This is a genomic window from Candidatus Aminicenantes bacterium (genome assembly GCA_026393855.1).
In the GTDB taxonomy this organism is placed as follows: domain Bacteria; phylum Acidobacteriota; class Aminicenantia; order Aminicenantales; family UBA4085; genus UBA4085.
In genome coordinates this window covers 28,262-50,416 of record JAPKZJ010000112.1, presented here as the reverse complement: position 1 = coordinate 50,416, position 22,155 = coordinate 28,262, and the positions used below count along the sequence as shown (strand labels likewise).

Annotated in this window: 18 protein-coding genes; 10 read left to right on the top strand and 8 right to left on the bottom strand. The window is 64.0% G+C overall.

All coding sequences use genetic code 11. From position 1 onward, the window contains the following. Positions 1-47: 47 nt before the first annotated feature. A complete protein-coding gene (gene rlmN, locus NTZ26_13845; GenBank protein ID MCX6561583.1) occupies positions 48-1,106 on the bottom strand; it encodes a 23S rRNA (adenine(2503)-C(2))-methyltransferase RlmN in 1,059 nt (352 codons plus the stop codon). Between the two features lie 4 nt (positions 1,107-1,110). After that, positions 1,111-3,216 (bottom strand): sodium:solute symporter family protein, encoded by a 2,106-nt coding sequence (locus NTZ26_13840; protein ID MCX6561582.1) that lies wholly within the window; start codon positions 3,214-3,216, stop codon positions 1,111-1,113. A gap of 31 nt (positions 3,217-3,247) precedes the next feature. On the opposite strand from NTZ26_13840, the gene NTZ26_13835 reads away from it, so the two are divergent. Continuing rightward, positions 3,248-4,165 (top strand): DMT family transporter, encoded by a 918-nt coding sequence (locus NTZ26_13835; protein MCX6561581.1) that lies wholly within the window; start codon positions 3,248-3,250, stop codon positions 4,163-4,165. Positions 4,166-4,462: 297 nt separating this feature from the next. Here NTZ26_13835 and NTZ26_13830 read toward each other — a convergent pair whose 3' ends face one another. Together NTZ26_13830 and NTZ26_13825 are read right to left on the bottom strand one after the other, a co-directional pair. Next, complete coding sequence (locus tag NTZ26_13830; protein MCX6561580.1) at positions 4,463-5,083, bottom strand: corrinoid protein; 621 nt, start codon at positions 5,081-5,083, stop codon at positions 4,463-4,465. 89 nt (positions 5,084-5,172) lie between these two features. Then, the gene (locus tag NTZ26_13825; GenBank protein ID MCX6561579.1) at positions 5,173-8,052 is read right to left on the bottom strand and encodes a prolyl oligopeptidase family serine peptidase; all 2,880 of its coding nucleotides are present in this window, start codon (positions 8,050-8,052) and stop codon (positions 5,173-5,175) included. A 185-nt stretch (positions 8,053-8,237) separates the two neighbouring features. Here NTZ26_13825 and NTZ26_13820 point away from each other — a divergent pair, with 185 nt between their 5' ends. From NTZ26_13820 to NTZ26_13780, 9 genes are all read left to right on the top strand, one after another. Next, complete coding sequence (locus tag NTZ26_13820; GenBank protein MCX6561578.1) at positions 8,238-8,600, top strand: zinc finger Ran-binding domain-containing protein; 363 nt, start codon at positions 8,238-8,240, stop codon at positions 8,598-8,600. Positions 8,601-8,610: 10 nt separating this feature from the next. Continuing rightward, positions 8,611-9,627: a sugar phosphate isomerase/epimerase gene (locus NTZ26_13815; protein MCX6561577.1), complete on the top strand. Its 1,017-nt coding sequence runs from the start codon at positions 8,611-8,613 to the stop codon at positions 9,625-9,627. After that, positions 9,624-10,952 carry a hypothetical protein gene (locus NTZ26_13810; GenBank protein MCX6561576.1) on the top strand — a complete coding sequence of 443 codons (1,329 nt, stop codon included), beginning with the start codon at positions 9,624-9,626 and terminating at the stop codon, positions 10,950-10,952. Before NTZ26_13815 ends, NTZ26_13810 begins: the two co-directional genes overlap by 4 nt. A 170-nt stretch (positions 10,953-11,122) precedes the next feature. Beyond that, positions 11,123-12,325 (top strand): ATP-dependent 6-phosphofructokinase, encoded by a 1,203-nt coding sequence (locus tag NTZ26_13805; GenBank protein ID MCX6561575.1) that lies wholly within the window; start codon positions 11,123-11,125, stop codon positions 12,323-12,325. Between the two features lie 63 nt (positions 12,326-12,388). Then, the gene (locus NTZ26_13800; GenBank protein ID MCX6561574.1) at positions 12,389-14,404 is read left to right on the top strand and encodes an FAD-binding protein; all 2,016 of its coding nucleotides are present in this window, start codon (positions 12,389-12,391) and stop codon (positions 14,402-14,404) included. 10 nt (positions 14,405-14,414) lie between these two features. Beyond that, the gene (locus NTZ26_13795) at positions 14,415-15,206 is read left to right on the top strand and encodes a 3-ketoacyl-ACP reductase (protein ID MCX6561573.1); all 792 of its coding nucleotides are present in this window, start codon (positions 14,415-14,417) and stop codon (positions 15,204-15,206) included. Positions 15,207-15,231: 25 nt separating this feature from the next. Further along, positions 15,232-16,104 carry a hypothetical protein gene (locus tag NTZ26_13790; GenBank protein MCX6561572.1) on the top strand — a complete coding sequence of 291 codons (873 nt, stop codon included), beginning with the start codon at positions 15,232-15,234 and terminating at the stop codon, positions 16,102-16,104. A 77-nt stretch (positions 16,105-16,181) separates the two neighbouring features. Continuing rightward, positions 16,182-16,880: a DUF5668 domain-containing protein gene (locus NTZ26_13785; GenBank protein MCX6561571.1), complete on the top strand. Its 699-nt coding sequence runs from the start codon at positions 16,182-16,184 to the stop codon at positions 16,878-16,880. Positions 16,881-16,892: 12 nt separating this feature from the next. Continuing rightward, positions 16,893-17,702 (top strand): hypothetical protein, encoded by an 810-nt coding sequence (locus tag NTZ26_13780; GenBank protein MCX6561570.1) that lies wholly within the window; start codon positions 16,893-16,895, stop codon positions 17,700-17,702. Positions 17,703-17,801: 99 nt separating this feature from the next. On the opposite strand, the gene NTZ26_13775 is transcribed toward NTZ26_13780, so the two are convergent. The 4 genes from NTZ26_13775 to NTZ26_13760 form a co-directional block, all read right to left on the bottom strand. Beyond that, complete coding sequence (locus NTZ26_13775) at positions 17,802-19,415, bottom strand: energy transducer TonB (protein MCX6561569.1); 1,614 nt, start codon at positions 19,413-19,415, stop codon at positions 17,802-17,804. Between the two features lie 15 nt (positions 19,416-19,430). Beyond that, entirely contained in the window at positions 19,431-19,919 is a 489-nt protein-coding gene (locus NTZ26_13770) for a hypothetical protein (protein ID MCX6561568.1), read from the bottom strand. Next, a complete protein-coding gene (locus NTZ26_13765) occupies positions 19,897-20,445 on the bottom strand; it encodes an RNA polymerase sigma factor (GenBank protein ID MCX6561567.1) in 549 nt (182 codons plus the stop codon). The genes NTZ26_13770 and NTZ26_13765 overlap by 23 nt, the downstream gene beginning before the upstream one ends. 116 nt (positions 20,446-20,561) lie before the next feature. Next, positions 20,562-22,154, bottom strand: coding sequence for a tetratricopeptide repeat protein (locus tag NTZ26_13760; GenBank protein ID MCX6561566.1), 1,593 nt, complete (start codon positions 22,152-22,154; stop codon positions 20,562-20,564). Position 22,155: the final 1 nt, after the last annotated feature.

Genomic DNA, 22,155 nt, shown 5'->3' with positions numbered 1-22,155 from the left:
CTTATATCTTAAGACCTGACCCCTGCCAGTATTTCAGGCGAAAAACGTCACTTTTCGACAATTCGTCGTTCAAGAATTGTTGAATGTTGAGACCTGACCCCTGCTAATTGGCCGCAAGCGGCCTGGATATCCCGGCCTTTGGACTGACGGAGGGTTGCGGCGATTCCTGCCCCCCTCAAGCGAGCCAGAAAGCCCCGGCATGCACTGGCGTCCGGGGCAGCGTACGGCAGGCCCCGCACCGGGCTGAACGGGATCAGATTGACCTTGGCCTTGAGCCGGCCGGCGATCCGGGCCAGCTTTTCGGCATCGGCGGCGGTGTCGTTGAGGCCGCGGATCAGGACATATTCGAAAGTGATCATCCGCCCGCCCGCAGCCAAGTAATCCCGGCAAGCCCTCAATAGCGCGGCCAGCGGGTATTTCCGGTTGACGGGCATCAGCCGGCCGCGCTTCTCGTCGTCGGCCGCGTGCAGGGAAATCGACAGGTTGATCTGCAGGCCCAGGGCGCCCAGGCACGCGATGCCGGGGACGATTCCGCTCGTCGAGACCGTCATGCGGCGGGCGGCCATGGCCATCCCTTCGGGCGCGTTAAGGATGCGGACGGCCTTGACCAGATTCTCCAGGTTGTCCAAAGGCTCCCCCATCCCCATGAAAACCAGGTTGGTGAGCCCGGCCTCGAAATCGTCCCGCAGCGACAGAACCTGGCCGACGATCTCCCCCGGCCGCAGGTCGCGCTTGAATCCACCCAATCCGCTGGCGCAGAAGACGCAGCCGAACTTGCAGCCCACCTGGGTCGAGGCGCAGACGGTCCGCCGCCCGCCCGAAGGGATCAGCACAGTCTCGACGAACTCGCCGTCCTCGAGCCGGAAGAGCGTTTTCCGCGTGCCGTCCGGGGATGCCAGGATATCCGCCGGTTCAAGGGACCCGAAAGCGAAATGCTCTTCCAACCGGCCGCGCAGAGCCCGCGGGAAATCTGTGAACTGGTCGAAGCGGGTGGCGCCCTTGCGGTAGATCCAGGCGAAAGCCTGCCCGGCCCGGTAAGCCGGTTCCCCTAGGGATTTAAATTCCTCCCGCAGCTCCTCGAGCGTCAGGTCGCGGATATCGGTCATGGCCTCAACGGATGCTGACCATAAGCCAGAGCAGCAGGATGATGACGCCGACCAGGATCCAGCTTCCGCCGAAGCCGATGATGTCCATCCGGGTCGGCTTGAGAATCTCCCAGCTCGACTTCGGCCAGATCTTTAGGCGCCCGATCCTTTCCGGCTCGTTCGCCGCTGCCTCCACGGCCAGGCTGTCAGCTTCCAGAGTCGGCTGAATGGGCGTATGGAGCTTGCCGAAGAATCGGTCCAGGTGCGTTTTGGGCACCGGCCGGGTGGCCAGGCTGATCAGGAAGAGCAGGAGGAAGGGGAACAATGCGTCGAAGCCGAACCGGGCAGCGGAAAGCTGGGCCTTGGTCCAGCCCGAAAAATCAATTCCCAGCCAGCTCATGACCCAGATCTCGGCGTTGAACCGCCCCAGCCCGATCTTGGGCGAAGAGGGGTCTTCCGGATTGCGGCGGGCAACCTTGTCGTAGAAAACGGCCGCCGGCTCGATGACATGAGGCCGCTCGATCTTCTGCCCCAGGATGCCGGCCCGCCCCTCGCGGACGTCCTCCTGCAGGGCCGCGGTCCGGATCGTGACCGTCTTCGGCCTCGTCTCGGCCAGGAAGGCCGGGTTGGTCCGGGCCCAGGTCCAAGATTGGAAGACGTTGGGAACCACGGCGTAGATGGTGAAGCAGACGAAGATCTGGACGATGACCGCCGGTTTCGTCAACCGGCGCCAGATGAAGCCCAGCCAGATGGAGGCCCCGAAGACGGCCGGCAGGGAGATGAAATACTGGAACAGGGACAGCAGGTTGCCGACGAAGAGCGCCGTCCCGATGCCCCCCATCAGGGTCAAGGCCAGGACGACTTTGCCCAGGGTCAGATAGTGGCGCTCGCTCTTGTCCGGCCGGATCGGCTGGTAGATATTGCGGATGAACAGAGCCGCGTAGGAGACGGCGTTGGCGCTCAAAGACGACATATTGGCCGCCAGGACGCCGACCATCATCAGGCCGATGGCGCTGGGGAAGAGCAGCTCCCGGGTCATCATCCCCCAGATCAGATCGGGGTCGTGTAATTGACCGCCGAACAAGGCTACCGCCAGCAGTCCCGTCAAGGCCCAGAAAATCATCACGAAGCGCTTGAAGAACATGCCCATGATCATGCCGAAGCGGGCCGAGTTCTCGGTCTTGGCCGAGCCTGCCGTCTGCATCATCCCGGCCGAGGCGATGATCGAAACGAGGTTGGCCATGATCATGGCCAGAATGGTGTACCAGGCGTATTCCGAGGTGGTCACCGACCCGAACAGGTTGAACATGAAGTCCGGGACCTTGGCATGTAAGCCGGCAAACCCCCCGACCCGGGCCAGCCCGATCGGGACCAGCATCAGAGAGAATATGGTCTTGAGGACGCCCTGGACAATATCGGTCATGGCCGCGGCGATAAACCCGCCCATCACGGTGTAGGCGCTGACGACCAGGGCGAAGATAAAATAGACGAGGAGCGGGTTGGTGTAGGAGACGAAAGATTTCAGCTCGCCTTTCTTCTGGCGGTCGTCCAGCTCCCGGTAGCGGGCAGCGTCGGGCGCCGACAGGCCGGTATCGAGCTTTTTGCGCAGGCCCTGGTACTCGAAGAATTCGGTCACGTTGGCCTTTTCAACCGCAGTATAGGAGGCCGCCGGCTTGGGCGTCAGGGCCTGGATCATTTTGCCCGCGACCATATAGCTGACGCCGCCGCCGACAAAGGCCATGATCAGAGTGAAGACGGCGAACGCCGCTCCCAAAAACTTGCTCTTGAAGCGCTCGGTGAAGAAATCCCCCAGCGTCACCAGCCGCGATCGGCGCATGAAGGCGGTGGTGAACCAGTAGAAGGGGGTCAGGAATAAAACCAGATACTGGATCCACATGCCGCCGATGCCCTGCCGGTAGATCTCGCGGGTCACGGCCACGGCCTGGTCGGCGTTGGTCGAAGTCCCGAAGTTCAGGAAGAATTGGGTGAACTTCCCGAGCCTGCGCCCGGCCAGATAGAAATCCCCGGAGGTCTTGTTGCGCTTCTGGGCCCAGCGACCCATGGCCAGCATGCCGACGATATAGGCCAGGATGATGGTGACGTCGATCCAGTGCAAACCGAAGACGGTCATGCAGGCATTATATGATAAAATTGCTTTTTCAATGAGTGGACTGATCGATTCCCTGCGGCATCTCCCGATTTCGGGCGAGCTTCTGTCGATCGGGGCGGCCCTCTTCTGGGCCGCCGCCATCGTCATCTTCCGGATCGTCGGCCGCGACGTCCACCCCCTGGCCGTCAACCTGTTCAAGAACCTGCTGGGCGTCGCCCTGCTCGTCCCCACGATCGCCGCTCTCGGCCACCCCATTCTGCCCGCCCTGCCGGTCCGCGATTACGCCGTGTTTCTGCTCAGCGGGGTCATCGGCATCGCCGTCGCGGACACGCTGATCCTGATGGCCCTGAACAAGCTCGGGGCGGAGCTGCTGGCCATCGTCGACTGCGCCTACAGTCCATTCGTCATCGGCCTGTCGTTCGTGTTTCTCGGCGAACGGATGGACGCCCTCCAGACGGTGGGTGTCGTCCTGATCGTCCTGGCCGTGCTGCTCATCAGCGGCGGCCGCGGCGAGGCCAGGACTTCCCGCCGGGACCTCTTCCTGGGGATCGGCTTGGGCATCGTCAGCGTTTTCCTGATGGCCGCCGGCATCGTCATGGTCAAGCCCCTTCTCGGCCGGACGCCGCTCCTATGGGGGACGATGATCCGCCTGGCCGGCGGCAGCGCGGCCGTAGGCCTATACTTGGCTTTTCACCCGCGCCGCAAGGCATACCTTCGGCCGCTCGGATCGCTGCGGACGCTGGTTCTTTTGGTTCCCGGGGCGCTGTGCGCCACGTATTTCTCGAACACCCTTTGGTTGGCCGGGATGCGCCTGACCCAGGCTTCGATCGCCTCGGCCCTCAATCAGCTCAGCACGATCTTCATCTTCGTGCTGGCGGCGCTGTTCTTGAAAGAGAAGCCGACACCGCGAAAAATTCTCGCGGTCGCCCTGGCCTTTATCGGCGCCGTGCTGGTCTCGGCCGCCCTCTGATCTCCGGGAAACGCGGCTCGGAGTATTGGCCCGGCGGCTTCGGGCTCTACTCGCCTTTTCCCACAGCTCTCTTCGGCGCCTCGGAACTGCGCATTCGAGATCTCCCGATCTTGGAGACTACCCACTCCGTTTCGATTCCGTCAGATGGTTGCGTGCTCAAACAGCCCTCGGCGCCTGGCCAAAGCCAGGTTCCCTCAGAGAGTTGTGGAAAAAGGCGCCGCCCTCGCTATTTCGCCGTTGGCCAACACCCCGAACCGCGGCAATTTCCCGGAGATGGGAGCTACCCAAAAAATGTTTTCAGCTCAACAGGCGCGAGACGATGTCCACGGCGCTGGCGGCGTCTGGCGCGTACCCGCCGGCTCCGATCTGGGCGGCGTAATCCGGGGTCAACGGCGCCCCGCCCACCACGACGGGAGCCGTCACACCGGCGTCGCGAAGCGCTTGGACGACACCCTTCATCTGGATCATGGTCGTGGTCAGGAGCGCCGACAGGGCCACCACGTCGGCCTTGTTATCCCGGGCCGCGGCCACGAACTTGTCGGCGGACACGTCGGCCCCGAGGTCGACGATCTTGTAGCCGGCGCCCTTGAGCATCATGGCGACCAGGTTCTTGCCGATATCGTGCAGGTCGCCCTTGACGGTGCCGATGACCACCAGGCCCTTGGGCTCGACCTTTTCCTTGATCAGCAGGGGCTCGAGCTTGGTCAGACCGGCGTTCATGGCCCGGGCGGCTACCAGGACCTCGGGGATAAAGACTTCGTTGGCTTTGAACAACACGCCCAGCTTTTCCATGCCGATGATCAGGCCCTCGTTTAGAATCTGCCGGGCCGTCATCCCGGCCGCCACGGCCTGGTCCACCAGGGCTTCCACCTCGGCCTTGCGGCCGGCCATCAGGGCCTCTTGAATCTTATCCAGCATCGGTGCGCTCCTTGTCTCTTGGAGTTCGAAGTCTTATATACCACAGAGGACCGGCGACGAAAAGGCCGCCGGCGGTCCGCGGGTCCGGCTTACTTCTTCTCGGCCCCCTTGTAGAGGGCGTTGACGTCGCGCTTGCCCCGCTCCAGGAACGGCACCGGGGTGTCCATCCAGGCCGGCCGAGGCTTGCCCAGCAGATAGTGATCGAAGAACTCGTCCTGGTGGAGCGTCCAATACTTCATGTTCTCCCTCTCCCGCAGGCCGTGTTTCTCGCCGTTGAAGTTGAACATGTAGGCTTCCTTGCCCAACCGGCGCAGGGCGGTGAAGAATTCGATGCCCTGGTACCAGGGAACCGCGTCGTCGTCGTCGTTGTGGATCGAAAGGTAGGGCGTCTTGACCCGCTCGGCCCAGAAGACGGGCGAGTTCTCGAGATACTGCAGGACCCGGCTGAAGAGCGGGGCGCCGATGCGGCTCTGGGTCTTCTCATATTGGAATTCGCGGACCATGCCCGAGCCCCAGCGGATGCCGCCATAAGCGCTGGTCATGTTGGAGACCGAGGCGCCGGCCTGAACGGCGGCGAAGATGTCGGTCTGGGTGATCAGGTAAGTGATCTGGTAGCCGCCCCAGCTGTGGCCCTGGATGCCGATCCGGGCCGGATCGATGAAGCCCATGTCGACGACCTTCTGGACGGCCGGCACGACGCATTTCAGGGCGCTCGAGCCAGGGTAGCCGATCTCGTAGACGATGTCCGGCTGAAGGATGATATAGCCGTTGCTGGCGTAGCGGGTGAAGTTGATGCTGGTGCCGGGGGCCGGAGCCTGATGGCGGTGCAGGCCGTCGGCCAGCTTCTCGTAGATATAGACCATCAGCGGGTACTTTTTGGACGGATCGAAGTCCTCCGGCTTGGTCAGGATGGCGTCCAGCACCACCCCGTCCGCGTTCCGGTATTTGATCAGCTCCGAGGTCCCCCAATTGTATTCGGTCTGCTGCGGGTTGGCGTCGCTGACCTTGCGGCGATCGGCGAATTCGGGCCCGCTGGTCCAGAGGTTGGGGAACTCGGCGAAAGTCTGCTGGGTGAAGGCATAGATCTCGGCGTTCTTGGCCTTGATCAGGCCTCCGATGAGCTTGTCCGCCGTGAACACCTTGGACGGTGCGGCATCGACGGCCAGATTGACCCGGTAGTAGCCGGTGGCCTTGGTTTTGTCGTCGACGGTCTGGAGCAGGATCGGAGTCTTGGCCGGGACGGTCCGCTCCTCGCGGTCGAGCCGCAGGTAGCGGAAGATCAGGCCGTCGCGACGGCCGACGCCCTTGGTCGCGTTGCGGGCTCCGCTGCCGTCGGGATTGATCTCCCAAATGTCGTACTGATCGTAGAGGAGCAGGGCTTTGTCGCCGTCGGTCCAGCCGGCCGAACCGTAATTCCCCGGCTCGCTCGGCGAGTCCCATTCCTCCTGATGGAATTTGACGGGCAATTTGGAAGTCAGATCGAAGGTCTTGCCGTCGAGCAGCCGATAGGCGAACCAGGCCCGCGCGGCCTGATCGTAATAGGAGAGGAACCGGCCGCCGGGCGATAGCGAGGCGTTCCCGGGGAACTTCTCCAGGACTTTCTTGCGGGACCCGTCGGCCAAGCTGATCAGATAGACGTCGGCATAACCCTGGTCCCAGGACACCATCTGGCGGTACGGCTTGTCGTTCTGGCCGACGACGAACTTGGGATCGTCGCCCGCCGCGACGGAGGCAAGATCGGGCCCGCCGAGCACGACGAGCTTCTTCTCCTTGACCTGGAAGACGGCCGCGTAATTGCGCTTCTTGTCCTGGTCGGCGTTGATCTTCTGCATCGGCTGCAGGTCGGCGTCCTTCCAGCTCCAGATGTCGACCTTAACCGGCTCGGGCGCGTCCTCGGGCTCGGCCTTGGAGGCGTCGGCGTAGCCGAAGAAGAGCCGGGCGCCGTCCTTGGAGAACTGCAGGCGCCCGTTCTCGCTCACCGCCTGGCCCACGGGCAGGCCCTTGGCCGCGGGCACGGCCTCCGTTGCCGCCGCCGCGTTCTCGACCCAATGATATAGCTTGAAGGCCGAGGCGTCCTTCTTATATTCGTCGCGGTCGCTCAAGAAGGCCAATTGCCCGCCTTTGTCGTCGAAGGTCAGGCTCTTATAATGGCCGAGCCCCTTGGCCAGAAGCACCGTAGTCCCGTCGGCGGCTTGCCAAGCGTAGGCGCCGTCGTCCTCGGGCTTCTTGGCCGAAACGGCATAACCCAGCCACGAGCCGGGCTTGTTCCAAATATATTCCACGACTTCGGGCACGGACACGGTCCTCCCGGTCGCGAGCTCCCGGATGACCAACTCGGTGCCGGGGTCTTTCTTCTTTTCCTTGGGCTTCTTGACGTCGGCCGCCGACTTGGCTTCGCCGGGCTTCGTTTCGGGAGCCTTGGCCTCCGGGGCTTTGGCCTCTTCCTTCTTGGCCGGATCGGCCGGCTTCTCGTCCTTCTTCACGGGAGTTTCCAGAAGGTAGGCAATATAAGCGCCCGATTCCTCCGGGACTTTGAATCCCTTGACCCGTTCTACGGCCGTCACTTCGCCGGTGGCCAGGTTCATGACGCCGAGCCCGTTCTTGGGCTGTTCCTCCGGCTTCTTTTTATCCTTCTTGGCTTTGTCCATCTCCGCCTTGAGCGGCATGATGGTGAAGACGACGAACTTGCCGTCCACGGTCAGGACCGGGGACTGTCCGCGCGGGGACCGGAATTCCTTGTCGGTCTTCAGGTTGCGGACGACCAGCTCGCCGTCGCCGTCCTGGGGGACCAGGGCATAGACGAGCCAGGCGCCGTCGCGGGCCATTTGGGTCGATTGAATCGATCGCCAGGCGTTGTAAGCACTGTAGGACAGCGGTTTCTTGGCTGCCGCGGCGGGGCCGGCCGCCAGGACGGCGACTGCGACCAGGACGACCGCGACAAGGGCCCAGCTTCGGAATGTACGTCTCATAAGGGAACCTCCATCGAGGATGTGGAAGATCGCGCCGGAACAGGGGCGAACAGGCGCGCGTTCATGAATGCCGCGAATATATCAGGGGTGAGAAGAGGATGTCAAATGGCCGACTAAAAAAGAGACCGGCTCGTTTGACAACCGTCCGGCGGCGCACTATAAGGAAAAGCGGGGAGGAGGCGGAAATGATCGAATTCGTTTTTCTCATCATCGCGATCGGAGCGATCGTCACCGTTTCGCGCCAGCGGGGCGGCCAACCCCTGCTCTGGGGTCCGCTCGCCCTGGGGGGCTATTTCGGCCTGAAATTTCTGATGATCAAGCTGGCTCTTTTCCCGGCGCCTCCGGGAGAAGCCGGGAACTTGAACGTTGTGCGTTTTGCGATAAGCATCGGGTATGTCTGTCTCCTGTACCTGATCGTTCGCTTCGGCCTGGGCCGCTCGAAAGCCAAAGCCGGGGGAAAATGGGTCTGCCCGTCCTGCCAATTTCTCAACTCCGAGATCGCCGTCAAGTGCGAGGCCTGCGGCCGGGATTACAAGGAAGAGGAGTGATCGACTCCTGATGGATTCGAGGCAAGATTCCGGAGACGGGCGGCCCGGCAGGATTCTGAAGGTCGGCCTGGACGGCTACGGCCTCAAGCCGCTCGGCCTACCTCCCCTTCGCCTGCTCGAGTGGGCGGCCGCCCGGGGCGCCGACGGGATCCAGTTTTCCGAGCCGCCGCCGGAAGCGGATGATCCCGGCTTCCTGAAAGACCTCGGCCAGACCGCCCGCGGCCTAGGCCTCTATCTCGAATGGGGCGGCGGCCAGCATATCCCCTTCGATCCCAAGTCCCGCCGGCCGATCGATATCGCCGCCGTCAATCGGAAGGCCGCCGGTCAAGCCGCCGCGCTGGGCTTGACGGCGATCCGGTCCTGCTCCGGGGGCCTGATGCGTTGGGCCGCCGACGACCCGCCGGTCGCGGATTACCTCCAGGCCATGACCGCCGCCTTGCGCGATCAAGCCCCGATGCTGCGCGGCTTCGGAGTGACGTTGGCCTTGGAGACCCATTTCGAATTTACGACCTTCGAGATTCTGCGGCACTTCGAGATGTGCGGCGCCGAGCCGGGCGGCTGGCTGGGCATTTGTCTGGACACCATGAACGTCCTGACCCTGCTTGAGGATCCCGTCGCCGCCGCCCTCCGCGCTCGGCCCTGGATCGTGATGACCCATCTCAAGGACGGCGGGATTCTGGAGACCGCCGAGGGCTTCCGGACATTCACGGCGGCGGTTGGAGACGGGATCGTCGATTTTGCCTCCATCATCGCCGGCCTGAACGAACTCGAACGGGACATTCCCTTATCCGTCGAGGATCACGGCGGGGATTTTCTGATCCCCTTGGCCGACCCGGCTTTTCGGGCCAAGCTCCCTGACCTTTCCGTCGACGAGGAGGCGTCCCTGCGCCGTCTGTCGCGCCTGACGCGGGAGAGAATGGAGACGGAAGGATTGGCCGTCCTCGACCGCGCCGATTGGCCCCGCGCCTGCGAAGCGCGAATGACCCGCGGCCTCGCGGCCGCCCGCAGGCTGGCGGAGGGCGCGTGAGCCCCGATTCCGGGTCCCGTCATCGCCGATTCCAATTCCAGGATGCGGCCTCGCTTAGGAAGAAGGCCATCGAACTAGGGGCGGCCATCCCCTGGTCGGATTCTCTCGCTTCCCTCTTCGAACCCTTGGCCCTCGGAGAGAAGCGTCTCCCCCACCGCCTGATCTCGCACCCGATGGAAGGAGCGGACGCGGAGCCCGACGGAGGGCCGGGACCGCTGACTTCCCGCCGCTACGAGCGGCTCGCCGTGGGCGGCTTCGGCCTGCTCTGGTTCGAAGCGGCGGCCGTGACGCCGGACGGACGATCGAATCCTCGCCAGCTCCAATTGACGCCGGCGACGCTCCAGGGGTTCCAGCGGATGACGGAGGCGGCTCGCCGGGCGGCCCGCCGAGCCGGCCGCCCGGAGCCCGTCCTGATCCTGCAATTGACCCATTCGGGCCGGTTTTCCAAGCCGGAGGGCATCCCGGCACCGATCATCGCCCGGCACGACGCCGGGCTCGACGAGCTGCGCGCCATCCCCCCGGAGGCGCCGGTGATCTCCGATGCGGCTTTGGACCGGTTACGGGACTCCTTTATCGCCGCCGCCGGATTGGCGGAGCGAGCCGGATTCGACGGCGTGGACATCAAGGCCTGCCACGGCTATCTCGTCGGCGAGCTCCTGGCGGCCCGCGACAGGACCGCCAGCCGCTACGGCGGCCCTCTCGACAATCGTGCCAGGCTTCTCCTCGAGACCGCCGCCGCCGCGCATAGTCTCCACCCCGGGCTTCTCCTGGCTTCCAGGTTAGGCGTTTTCGATGCCGTCCCGGGCGGCTTCGGCGTCGCCGCCGGTTCGGCGGCCGGCTTCGATCCGGCGGAACCGATGGAAATCGCAACCCGCCTGCAGGCCGCCGGCGTCTCCCTCATTAACGTCACCGCCGGCGTCCCGGCCTGGCGGGCGCACTATGGACGGCCGTTCGATCGCCCGGCCGAAGGCGGGGCTGTCCCGGACGAACACCCCTTGGAAGGGATCGCCCGGCTGATCGAGCTGGCCGCTGTCATTCAGAGATCCGTCCCCGGCCTTGCCATAGTCGGGACGGGTTACTCCTGGCTGCGCGCTTTTTTCCCTTTCGTTGCTGCCGCCGTCGTCGCCGGCGGGGCCGCCTCGGCGATCGGGCTGGGACGCCTGGCCTTCGCCTACCCCGACGCGCCGGGAGACTTGCTCGCAGGGCGGCCGCTGGATTCCAAACGGGTTTGCACCGCCTGCTCGTCCTGCTCGACCCTTCTGCGGGCCGGCCGCCCGACGGGCTGCGTCGTGCGCGACGCAGCCATCTATCGCCTGGATCGATAGACAAACCCAGGCGGCATGCGCCGCGGGCGACCGAAATGGTTTACAAATCGAAGGCTTTGCCCCTATAATACCCGCGACATTTACGGCATCTCCGGCCGTGAAATCCGGCCGCATTCATCTCGAACCGCGAGAGCGAACGGGCATGTCCGCCGGAGGCCAAGGAGTTCAACATGGCCAACGGAAACGCCAAGCGCGGGCGGATCGGCATTCTGACCGGAGGCGGAGACGTCCCCGGCCTCAACCCGGCCATCCGGGCCGTCACCATGCGGGCCATCCACGAGGGCTACGAAGTCATCGGCATCCGCCGCGGCTGGGCCGGCCTGATCGATATGAATCGGGACGACGGCTGCGACAATTCCGAGCATTTCCAGGTCCTGACCGATGAGACCGTCAACCGGATCGGCCGCACCGGCGGCACGTTCCTCCACACCTCTAGGACCCGGCCCAGCCACGTCCCCAACGTCAACGTCCCCGAGCATTTGCGGGATCGATATCACGCGCCGACCAACGACCTGACGGACGAAGTCCTGAAAAACCTCGATAGCCTGGGCATCCACACCCTGATCCCGATCGGTGGCGACGACACCCTGAGCTACGGCATGCACCTGCACAAGAAAGGCGTCAAGGTCATCGCCATTCCCAAGACCATGGACAACGACGTCCCCGGCACCGATTACTGCATCGGGTTCAGCACTTGTTTGTCCCGGACGATCGCCTTGACCCACGCCTTGAGGACTTCGGCCGGATCGCACGAGCGCTTTCTGGTCATCGAGGTTTTCGGCCGTTACGCCGGGTTCACGGCCCTGCTGCCGACCATGGCCGGGGCGGCCAATCGCTGCGTCATCCCCGAGCACGTCTTCGACATCGAGCGGCTCTGCGAGCTCATGACGGCCGACCGCAAAACCAATCCCAGCCTTTACTCGGTCGTCCTGGTCTCGGAGGGCGCCCGCTGCCAAGGCAGCGACATGGTCTTCGCCAGCGAGGAGCGGGACATGTTCGGCCATAAGAAGCTGGGCGGGATCGGCGAGATCGTGGCCAACGGCCTGCGGGAGCTCTCGCCCAAATTCAACGCCGGCCGCCGCATCAATGTCATCGCCCAACGCCTGAGCTACCTGGTCCGCTGCGGCGACCCCGACGCCGTCGATTCGCTCGTCCCGATGGCCTTCGGCAACATCGCCCTGGACCTCCTGCTCGAAGGCAAGTCGGGCCGCATGGTCTGCCTCCGCAACGGCGAATACGACCATGTCCCGGTCGAGATCGTGACCAGCCAGAAGAAGGTCGTCGACATCGAAAAGTATTACGATCGGGAGCGCCTGCGGCCGCTCTACAAGAGCTTCCTGCAGAAGCCCTTCTTCATCGTCACCAACGACTGAACCCCGCCGCGGTTGCCGCGGGGCCCGGTTCGCCGTAGAATGGTTCGGGACCGCGGAGGCTTGGTGCGAACAACCGAAATCATCATCGATGGCCGGCGCATCCCGCTCCTTTCCCTAAACACCCTCGTCGTCGGCAGCGGTACGGCCGCCCTCAACGCCGCCGTCAGCCTGCACGAGCTGGGCGCGCGCGATCTGGCCCTGGCCACGGAAGCCATGGGCGCGGGGACCTCGTTCAACGCCGGCTCGGACAAACAGACCTACTACAAGCTGTCGCTGGCCGGCCCCAACGCCGATTCCATCCCGGACATGGCCCGGGATCTTTTCGCCGGCGGCTGCATGCACGGCGATATCGCCCTGGCCGAGGCGGCCGGATCAGCCCGGGCCTTCCTCAATCTCGTGCGGCTCGGCGTTCCCTTCCCCCAGGATGCGAACGGCGCCTTCCCGGGCTACAAGACCGATCACGACCCGCGCCGGCGAGCGACGTCGGCCGGGCCGCTGACCTCGAGGCTCATGGCCGAAGCGCTCCGCCGGGAGCTCCGGCGGCGGCGCATTCGCGTCTTTGACGGCCATCCGATCATCGGCCTGCTGACTCTGCCGCCGGAGGAAGGGCATCCCCCCGAAATCGTCGGCGCTTTGGCCTTGGACGAGCGCCGCCTGAAGCGCGGCGGAAACGGCCTCGTCGCTTTCTCCACCGTCAATATCATACTGGGAACCGGGGGGCCGGCCGGAATCTACCGGGATTCGGTTTATCCGGAAAGCCAAACCGGTTCGCACGGCCTGGCCTTCGAAGCGGGCGCCATTGGCCACAACCTGACCGAGTGGCAGTACGGCTTGGCCTCGATCAAGTTCCGCTGGAATCTTTCGGGAACTTATCAACAGGTCATCCCTCGCTATATCTCGACCGACCGCCGAGGCCAAGACGAGCGGGAATTCCTGACCGGCCATTTCCCCGACCTGGGCCGCTTGGCCACGGCCGTCTTCCTTAAGGGCTACCAATGGCCGTTCGATCCTCGTAAAGTCGCCGGATACGGTTCGTCGCTCATCGACCTGCTGGTTCATCGGGAAATTCACTCGCTCGGCCGCCGGGTCTTCCTGGACTACACCCGCAATCCGTCGGGCGCGGGGCGGCAGGACGATTTCCGCTTCGACCTTTTAAGTCCCGAAGCCCGAGCTTACCTCGAGCGGTCGCAGGCCCTCCTGGCGACGCCGTTTGAGAGGCTGGCCCGAATGAATCCCCCCGCCGTCGAGATCTATCGGAGCCGCGGCATCGACCTCGAACGGGAACGGCTGGAGATCGCCGTCTGCGCCCAGCACAACAACGGCGGGCTGATGGGGGATCATTGGTGGCAGTCGAACGTCCGCGGCCTCTTCCCGGTGGGCGAGGCCAACGGCTCGCACGGCGTTTACCGGCCCGGCGGATCGGCCTTGAACGCCGGCCAGGTCGGGAGCTTCCGGGCGGCCCAATTCATCGCCGCCTGCCGAACCGGCTCGCCCCTCTCCCCCGCCGCGTTTCTGGCCGTCGCGGGAAGCGGCATCAAGGCCAAGCTAGAGACAATGCGGGCCATGCAATCGGCCGGAGACGGCGGGGCCCGGGCCGAACGGTCCGCCCGCGCCGAGCTGGGCCGCCGTATGTCGTCCGCTGGCGCGCATATCCGCGACCCGCAAACGATCGGCCGCGAGGCGGACGCCGCCCGCCGCCAATATCAAAAGCTGCGCCGGACGATCGGCGCCGGAACGCTTTCGGATCTGCCGCGGGCCTTCCGCACCCTCGACCTCTGTCTGACCCATTGGCTTTATCTCGAGGCCGCTCGGGAATATTTGGCCCGGGGAGGCCGCAGCCGCGGCTCTTTCCTCGTCCTTGATCCGGCCGGCGAAAAGCCCGCTCCGTCGCTCGGGGAGGAGTGGCGCTTCGCCCCGGCCCAAGACGCGAACGGGGCGCCGGCCGAGATCCTCGAGATAGAACTCGCCCCGGACGGGCGGGTCATCCGCCGCTGGGTCGCTCCCCGCCCTCTGCCCGAATCCGATCCCTGGTTCGAGACCGTTTGGGCGGACTTCCGGGAAGGCCGCATCATCCGCTAGGAGAATCGCCATGTCCAAGCGACGAGTGGCATTGATCACGGGCGCCGGGCGCGGCATCGGTCGCGGCATCGCCCTGGCCTTGGCCCGGGAGGGGTATGACATCGCGGGCTGCGATATCGTTTACGAGCCGGATAATCGCATGACAGGCTTATTCGAAGCGAGCGCCGCCGCTGAAGCCGCCGGAGCGGCATTCCTGCCCATCCAGGCGGATATCGCCGATCTCAAGGGCCATGAAGCTCTCCTCCGATCCGTTTTGGATCGATTCGGCCGGATCGACTGCCTGGTCAACAATGCGGGAGTCGGGCCGGAAGTCCGATCCGACATTCTGGAGGAATCGCCGGCGGCCTACGATCGGGTTCTGGGCATCAACTTGAGAGGCCCGTTTTTCCTGACCCAGCGCATCGCGCCGCACTTGACCGACCTGGCCGCCCGCGAGCCCGAAGCCCATCCGGCCGTGGTCTTCATCACTTCGATCTCGGCCGTCGTCTCCTCTACGGCCCGATCGGGGTACTGCATCTCCAAGGCGGGCTTAAGCATGGCCGCCCGGCTTTTCGCCGACCGGCTGGCGGAAAGCGGGGTCGGCGTCTACGAAGTCCGGCCGGGCATCATACGGACGGACATGACGGCTCCGGTGAAGGAAAAATACGACCGCTTGATCGCGGAAGGCCTCGTCCCGCAGGGACGCTGGGGGGAGCCGGACGATATCGGCCGCGCCGTCGCCGCCCTGGTCGGAGGAGCCTTCGGCTATTCGACCGGTCTGGCCGTCGAAGTCAGCGGCGGCATGGACATCCGGCGGCTTTGAGCCGAACCGAAAAGGAACCGGGCTTATGAATAAAACCATTCTCGTTTTGATGCTCCTGACGGTGATTCTCGGCCCGGCCTCGCCGGCCCAAACGCCCGCCCCCCTGCGCTCCCTGATCGACACCGAGCTGGCCTTCGCTGGTTTTACGGCGGAGCACGGCATCCATGACGGCTTCCTGGCCTTCATGGCTGAAGGCAGCGTCGTCTTCCGGCCCGGCCCCATCGACGCCCGCGGCGTCTACTCCGCGGTGAAGCCGTCGCCGAGGCTTCTGGTCTGGTATCCCAGCTTTGCCTGGATTTCGGCGGCTGGAGATCTCGGCTATACCACAGGCCCCTGGGAGAGCTTCAAGGCCCGTGGGGAGAAAACGCCGGGGGCATCGGGGCATTTCATCACTCTGTGGAAGAGGCAGGCCGACGGGAGCTTCAAGTTCGCTCTGGATGCCGGAGTCTCCCATGCCGCCCATGCGGCCAAAGCGCCGGTCTATGCGCCCCCCGAGCAGCCGGTGAACACGCTGCCTATCCCGGCCAACGCCGCCGTCCGAGCAGAGGCGGAGCTCGCGAGCCTGGAAGCCCAGCTGGCCGAGGCGGCGGCGGCAAAGGGATACCCGGCCGGCATCGGGCCTTTCCTCGGCTCCGACGCCCGCGTTTACCGGGCCGGCGAATATCCGGCCGTGGGGCTGGAGAAAGCGTTGGATTTGGCCCGGAAATACGATGCCCGGTGGATACAAAAGCCCGCTCGGCTTACCGCGGCCTCGTCGGGTGATCTCGGCTTTGTCTACGGCCTGATGGAACGGGTCCCGGACGGGGCCAGGGCGGCCTTCCTGCGGATCTGGCGGCGGGCCGCGGACGGCCGCTGGCGTCTCGCGCTCGACCTCGTCGACCCCTTCCCGGAGTCATAGCCCCCCCGGGAGGCCCGGCGTTGGCGCGCCTACCCCGGCCGTGGTATAAAGGATTCATTCCCAAAAAGGAGATGGCCATGCCCGCAAAACGAACCGACGGCGGCCGCGTGTTCTGGGGCCTGCTTTTGATACTGATGGGCGTCCTGTTCCTCCTGGACCAGATGGGCCGGCTCAATTTCGGCGACATCATGTCCACCTATTGGCCGGTCATCATCATCCTGGTCGGCCTGTCGACGATGATCGGCAGCGGCTTCCGCCGGATCGGCGGCGGGCTCTTCCTGGTCCTCCTGGGGACGTTCTTCCAGCTCCGGGAGCTGGGCATCCTGCGCGAGGACATCTGGCACTATGCCTGGCCGGCCCTCATCATCCTGGTCGGCATCTGGATCCTCTTCGGCGGCATCTTCCGCCACCGCACGCATCCGGCCTTCCCCGTCGACGCCGGTTCGGATATGGACGTTACGGCCATCCTTTCCGGGCAGGATCGACGCTTCACCTCGGCCGGCTTCAAGGGCGGCCATGCCACGGCCGTCATGGGCGGGGCTGAGATCGACCTGACCGAGGCGACGCTTGAAGGCGGCAAGGCCACGGTCGAGCTGACCGCCATCATGGGCGGCATCGATCTGCGGGTGCCGCGCGACTGGAAAGTGGTCATCGACGCGACCCCGATCCTGGGCGGCGTCTCGGACAGCCGCAAGAACATCGCCGACGCCGACGCCAAGTCCACTCTTTACATCAAAGCCACGGCCATCCTGGGCGGCGTCGAGATCAAGAGCTGAAAGGCGGCGGATATGAAGAAATTTTTGCTCTGGTTTCTGGCTTTCATTATCGCGGCCGGATTAATGGCCTATCAGCGCATCACGGGCCCGACCTACCCCAAGCGGGGGACCGTGTCCGTGGACGGCCGCGAGGTCAAGTTCCGCCTGCCGCGAAGCTCGGAAAACCTAAAGGATTGCGAAATCGCCGTCTCCATTCTGGGAGCGGATGTCGGCGGCTATGTCGAGTTCAAGCGATACAAAACCGAGGACCCTTACTCCAAGTTCCCAATGGTCCGTCAAGACGACAAGCTGGTCGGATTCCTGCCCAAGCAGCCCCGGGCCGGGAAGCTCCTCTATCGTGTCGTCCTGATCCAAGGCGACAAGGAATACCCGTTGACCGGGGAAGAACCGGTCGTCATCCGGTTCCGCGGGTCGGTCCCTATCTGGGTCCTCATCCCCCACGTCCTGGCCATGTTCCTGGCCATGCTGTTGGCGGCCCGGGCCGGGCTGGCGGCGCTGGACAAAAAAAGCAAGCCCATCGCCTTCGCCAAATGGGCGGCGGTCTTTCTCTTCATCGCCGGGTTCATCCTGGGGCCGCTGATGCAGTATTACGCCTTCGGGCCGTTCTGGGCGGGGTTCCCGCTCGGGCACGACATGACCGACAACAAGACGCTGGTGGCCATGATGGGCTGGATCATCGCCCTGCGGGCCGGCCGCAAGGGCAAGGAGGCGCGGGGCTGGGTGCTGGCCGCGTCGCTCCTCTTCCTAATCGCCTTCCTCATCCCGCACAGCGTGTTCGGGTCGGAGCTCAACTACACGGCGCTCAAGCCGCCCTTGAAATAGGGATCGATCGACCCTTTAGAGCATTCGAGGAAACGAAACACCGGGAAGCTGTCGAAGGCTTCCCGGAGTTTTTTTGTTGGCGATGCTTTCCGCGCCGTCTCACTTCAAGTTAAAGCGGACGGTAGTCGTGAAAATAGCCGGCCGCTTCCGGCCGTCGATCACCAAGGGCTCATAAACCCACTGCCGGACGGAATCGATGGCCGCTTGGTCGAGCAAGGGGATGGAGCGGAGAATCTTGACCGAGGCGATGCGGCCATATATGTCGGTCAGGACTTCCATGATGACGACGCCCTCGACCATCGCCTGCCGGGCCGCCTCCGGGTAGATCGGAGCCACCTGGCGGACGAGCTTGGGCGGCTGGATATTGTCCACGCATCGCACGGCATCGCCGTCGTCAACCGGCTTTTGCGGCGCTTCTTTGGGCATCGTCCCTCCGATGACTCCCCCCATGACGCCGCCGACGACTCCTCCCATCACGCCGCCGGCAACCCCGCCTACCTCCGCACTTTCTTCGCTCGGAAGGTGGAAAACGACGCTCAGCGCCACGGGCCCCGACTTGATGACGCTCTTCCCCGGAGCCGGTTTGAAGACATGGTCATTCAAACCATCAATGGCCGCCTTGTCGAGCATCGGATGAACGCTCTTGATGACGTTGACCGCCGAGACCGAACCCTTGGCGTCGATGACCGCTTCCACCTCGACGGTTCCTTGGAGCTTCTTCGCGATGGCTTCCTTGGGGTATGTGATCGGGATCGCGGCCGGGAAAACGGCAAAATCCTTGTCCCCCTTAGAGGGATTCGGCATGGCGAAAGCCCTGGCCGTGTCGCGCGCGAATCGGACGGTGACGGTGAAGATCATAGGCCGATTCCGGCCGTCGATCATCATTGGCTCGTAAACCCACTGCCTGACCGCGTCGATGGCCGCCTGGTCGAGCAGAGGGATAGAACGAAGGACCTTGATGTTCTGGACCCGGCCGTAGATGTCGGTCTGGGCTTCCAGGATGACGGTGCCTTCCACCTTGGCTTGGCGGGCCACGGGCGGATAGATCGGAGCGACCTCACGGACGAGACGGGGCGGTCGGATATCCCCTACGGCTCGGACGGCATCCCCCACAACGGCACCCTCAACGACCACTTCGGGCGCCGGCCAGGATGTCGTCTGCATGGACAGGAAATAGGGCTTGCCGTCCTTATCGGAAAAGCCGAAGACGGCGGTGTTCTTCTCGGGCAGGGTGAACTCCGTATCGAGCAGATTGATCTTGGCCCCGCCGTTTTGCTCAAAGACCTCAATACGGAATCGCTTTTGCCCGATCGCCAGCGGCGTCACCATGACCAGATAGAAGGTCTTGTCGAGCTGGAAGAAATGGAAGGCCTTATCGGCTTGGCCGGGCTCCCAGGTCAGCTCGGCCTCGGTCAACAGGCTGACATCTTTCAGGTTGAAGACCTGCTTGATCCGGGCCGCTTGGGCGGCTTGATCCGCCTCCGCTTGGATGTTCGCGGAAACCGTAAAATTCAGATAGGAGGCGGTGACGGCCTTGAAAGGCTCGGGCGCCCCCTCCCGCTGGCCCTGAAAGACGAGCAGCTTCATCGTGCCGATGGTTTTGTGGGGAGGTTGCCCTGCCGCGGACGGTCCTCCTCCCTGGCCCCAAACCGGGCCTCCTAGAATCATCGCCGCCGCCAAGAGTCCTAATGTTCCGAAGACCACCCTTTTCATGACGCCCTCCTTTTCCTATAAATTCTTTTCCACCCAGACGAGAACCATCCCGTCCCCGGGCGAGTGGACGACAAACGTAGCCGCTGGTTTCTGTTGGATCCGGGCATAATGAATCTCGAAACTTTCTTCCGCCCTCGTGATGATTGCCGTTCCTTCCGATCCGGTGCCGAAATAGCGAACGACGGAAACCGTCAGGCCGGCCGCAACCATGAAGCCGAGGCAAGCGACGGCGTATCGCCACAGCCGCGGCCCCGGATTGCGCACTGGAACGGGCTCGAAATCCAAATCCCGCCCGGCTTGGGACGATCTTCGCCGCACGGCGGGCCAGATGTCGTCCAGCCTCCCCAAATCAGCCGCCCGGACGAATATCCGCCGGACTTCGTCCCGGCCCGCGAGCCGTTTCGCGCAGACGGGGCACCGCTCGGCGTGCTCCGCCAGCCGGGCTTTTACGGCCCGAAACGGAATCAGCCTATAGAGCCAATCAACGATTCCCGAATGTCCCATGACCTTTCTCCATCAGAGCTTTAATCTTCTTACGGGCGTTGAACAGATAAACCCGGGCCGTGGACGCCGTGCAGCCCAAGATGCCGGCGATTTCGGCCGCGATCAGCCCCTCGTTGGCCCACAGGGCGGCGACCATCCGCTCCCGCGGGCTCAGCGTTTCAAGAAGACTCGCGAACAGCTTCGGGTCGGCGGAAGTCTCCACCGGCTCGGTGTAGGGCGGACGCAGCGGATCGGCGGCCGCCCGGGCGAAAAACGCGCGGAAGCGGCGCTTGCGCTTAAGCAGATCAAGGGCACGGCGGTAGAGGATCGTGTAAAGCCAGTTCCGGAAGCTCAAGCGGGGGTCGTAACGATCGAGATGGAGGAAAGCCTGGATGAACGTCTCCTGGCAGACATCCTCGGCATCCTGCCGGTTGCCCAGCATGTTCACGGCTAACGCCGTCAATGGCCCCTGGTACTGGTTCACGATTGGACGGAACTCCTCCCCGTCTCCGCGCAGGCAAGCCGCGATTCGTTCGTTTTCGTCCATCGGGTCTCTTTGACCCTTTCATAGGGTATTACGCCATGGGACTTCGCAACGTTTAGGATAGGTCTATGGCCGGGCCGGTCACTATGCCGCAGGCCGGGAGATGGGAGACCTTTGCTTTACTTCATCCGTGCCAGGAGGGCGGTCGCTTTCTCTTTGAATTGGGGATGAGCGGCGGCCCGCTCGGCAGCCGGGCGGGCTTTGTCGGGGCGGCCCAAATTGAGCCAGGAGGCGGCTGCGTTGTAAAACGCCGTGGCTCGCGTCACTCGGGTGACCAGGAGCTGGTTCTCTTTTTTCTTCAGCATCCTCGCCCGCCGATCCTCGGCCATCGGCGCCGCCTTGATCTCCGCGATCTTGGTCTCGATCGCCGCTTCATTGCGGCCGACGACTTCAGCCGCCAGGTCGTAATACAAGGACGCATCCTGCCAGTTGGATCGGCTATCGCTGATCCGGCCCAGTCCGAAAAGCGCTTCGACGTTGCCCCCGTTGTATTTCAGCGCCTCTTTGAATTCCTTCTCGGCCCGATCAAACTGAATCAGATCAAGAGCGATCGTGCCGGCCAGCCCGAAGACCTCGGAGTTTGTCGGGAGACGGCCCTTCGATTCTTCGATGTGGGCCTGGGCCGCCGCGTCCTCGTCCAAGGCATGCCGGTTCCAGGCCAGCCAATAGTGGGCCTCCCCCATCAGCCAATTGCCCAGCTCGACCATCTTGCCCAGAACCTCGATGGCCTCGCGGTAGCGGCCCAGGTAGCTGAGGCTGATGGCTTTCCCGAGCAGCGCATCGCGATAGCCCGGCGAGAGCGCCAGCGTCCGATCGTAATAAGAGAGGCTTTTCTCAAATTCCTCGGTCGTGGTATAGATGCTGGCCAGGTAGATGAAGACTTGGGGCGAATCGACGAGTCCTGCTTCCGCCTTGAGGAAGTCCGCTTCGGCCGAGAGGAGATTCCTCTCGCCGAGCGCCAGCTCGCCCAGATGGAACCAGGCCTCGTAAAATTCGGAATCGGCCGCCGTCAGGCGCTCCAGAAGATCCGGTTTTTCCTTGGTGGTCCGCATGGCGTTCATGTAGAGCATCAGCCGCGACTCGGGGAATAGAGCGAAGATCGGCCCGTAATCCTCCTGCCCGTCCCGCCCGGCGGCATAGGAGGCGTAGAAGGCCAGATAGGCAAAAGCATAATAATCCGCGCTTGTGGTTTTGGCCCGCAGATCGGCCTGAGTCGCTTGGGCCGCCTTCATGGACTTCTCAAAGTCCGCCTGTGTCCAGCGGGCGTAGGAGTGGGTGTCGGCGAAATCGACTTGGATGCCTCGGGTCCTCGACGCAACGAGGTCGGCATGCTCGATATAGAATTTCAGCCCGGCCAGCTCGGGGTTCGCCCCGATGACGGCGAGGGCGGTATCCACCGTATGGCTGGTTTGAATGGAGAGCTGGCGCTCGCGGATCCGAAGCAGGACCAGGGTTTTAACATAATCCGCGGCCACGGACTTGTGAGCCGCTTTCAGGGCGTATAGATCAGCGTAGATCGTAGCGGCTTTCTTGAAGGCTTCATAGTGCCCCCGAGCGACGAGTCCCGCCGCCTCGGCTCTTTTGGCCTCGATCGAAACTCCGCCGGGCGCGGTTTCGGGTTTTCCGCCGCCCGCACAGGCCGAGAGGAATCCGACCAAACAGATCAGCGCGGCCGAGCCGGCCGTCCGGAGGCAAAAAGACGCTTTGGCCATA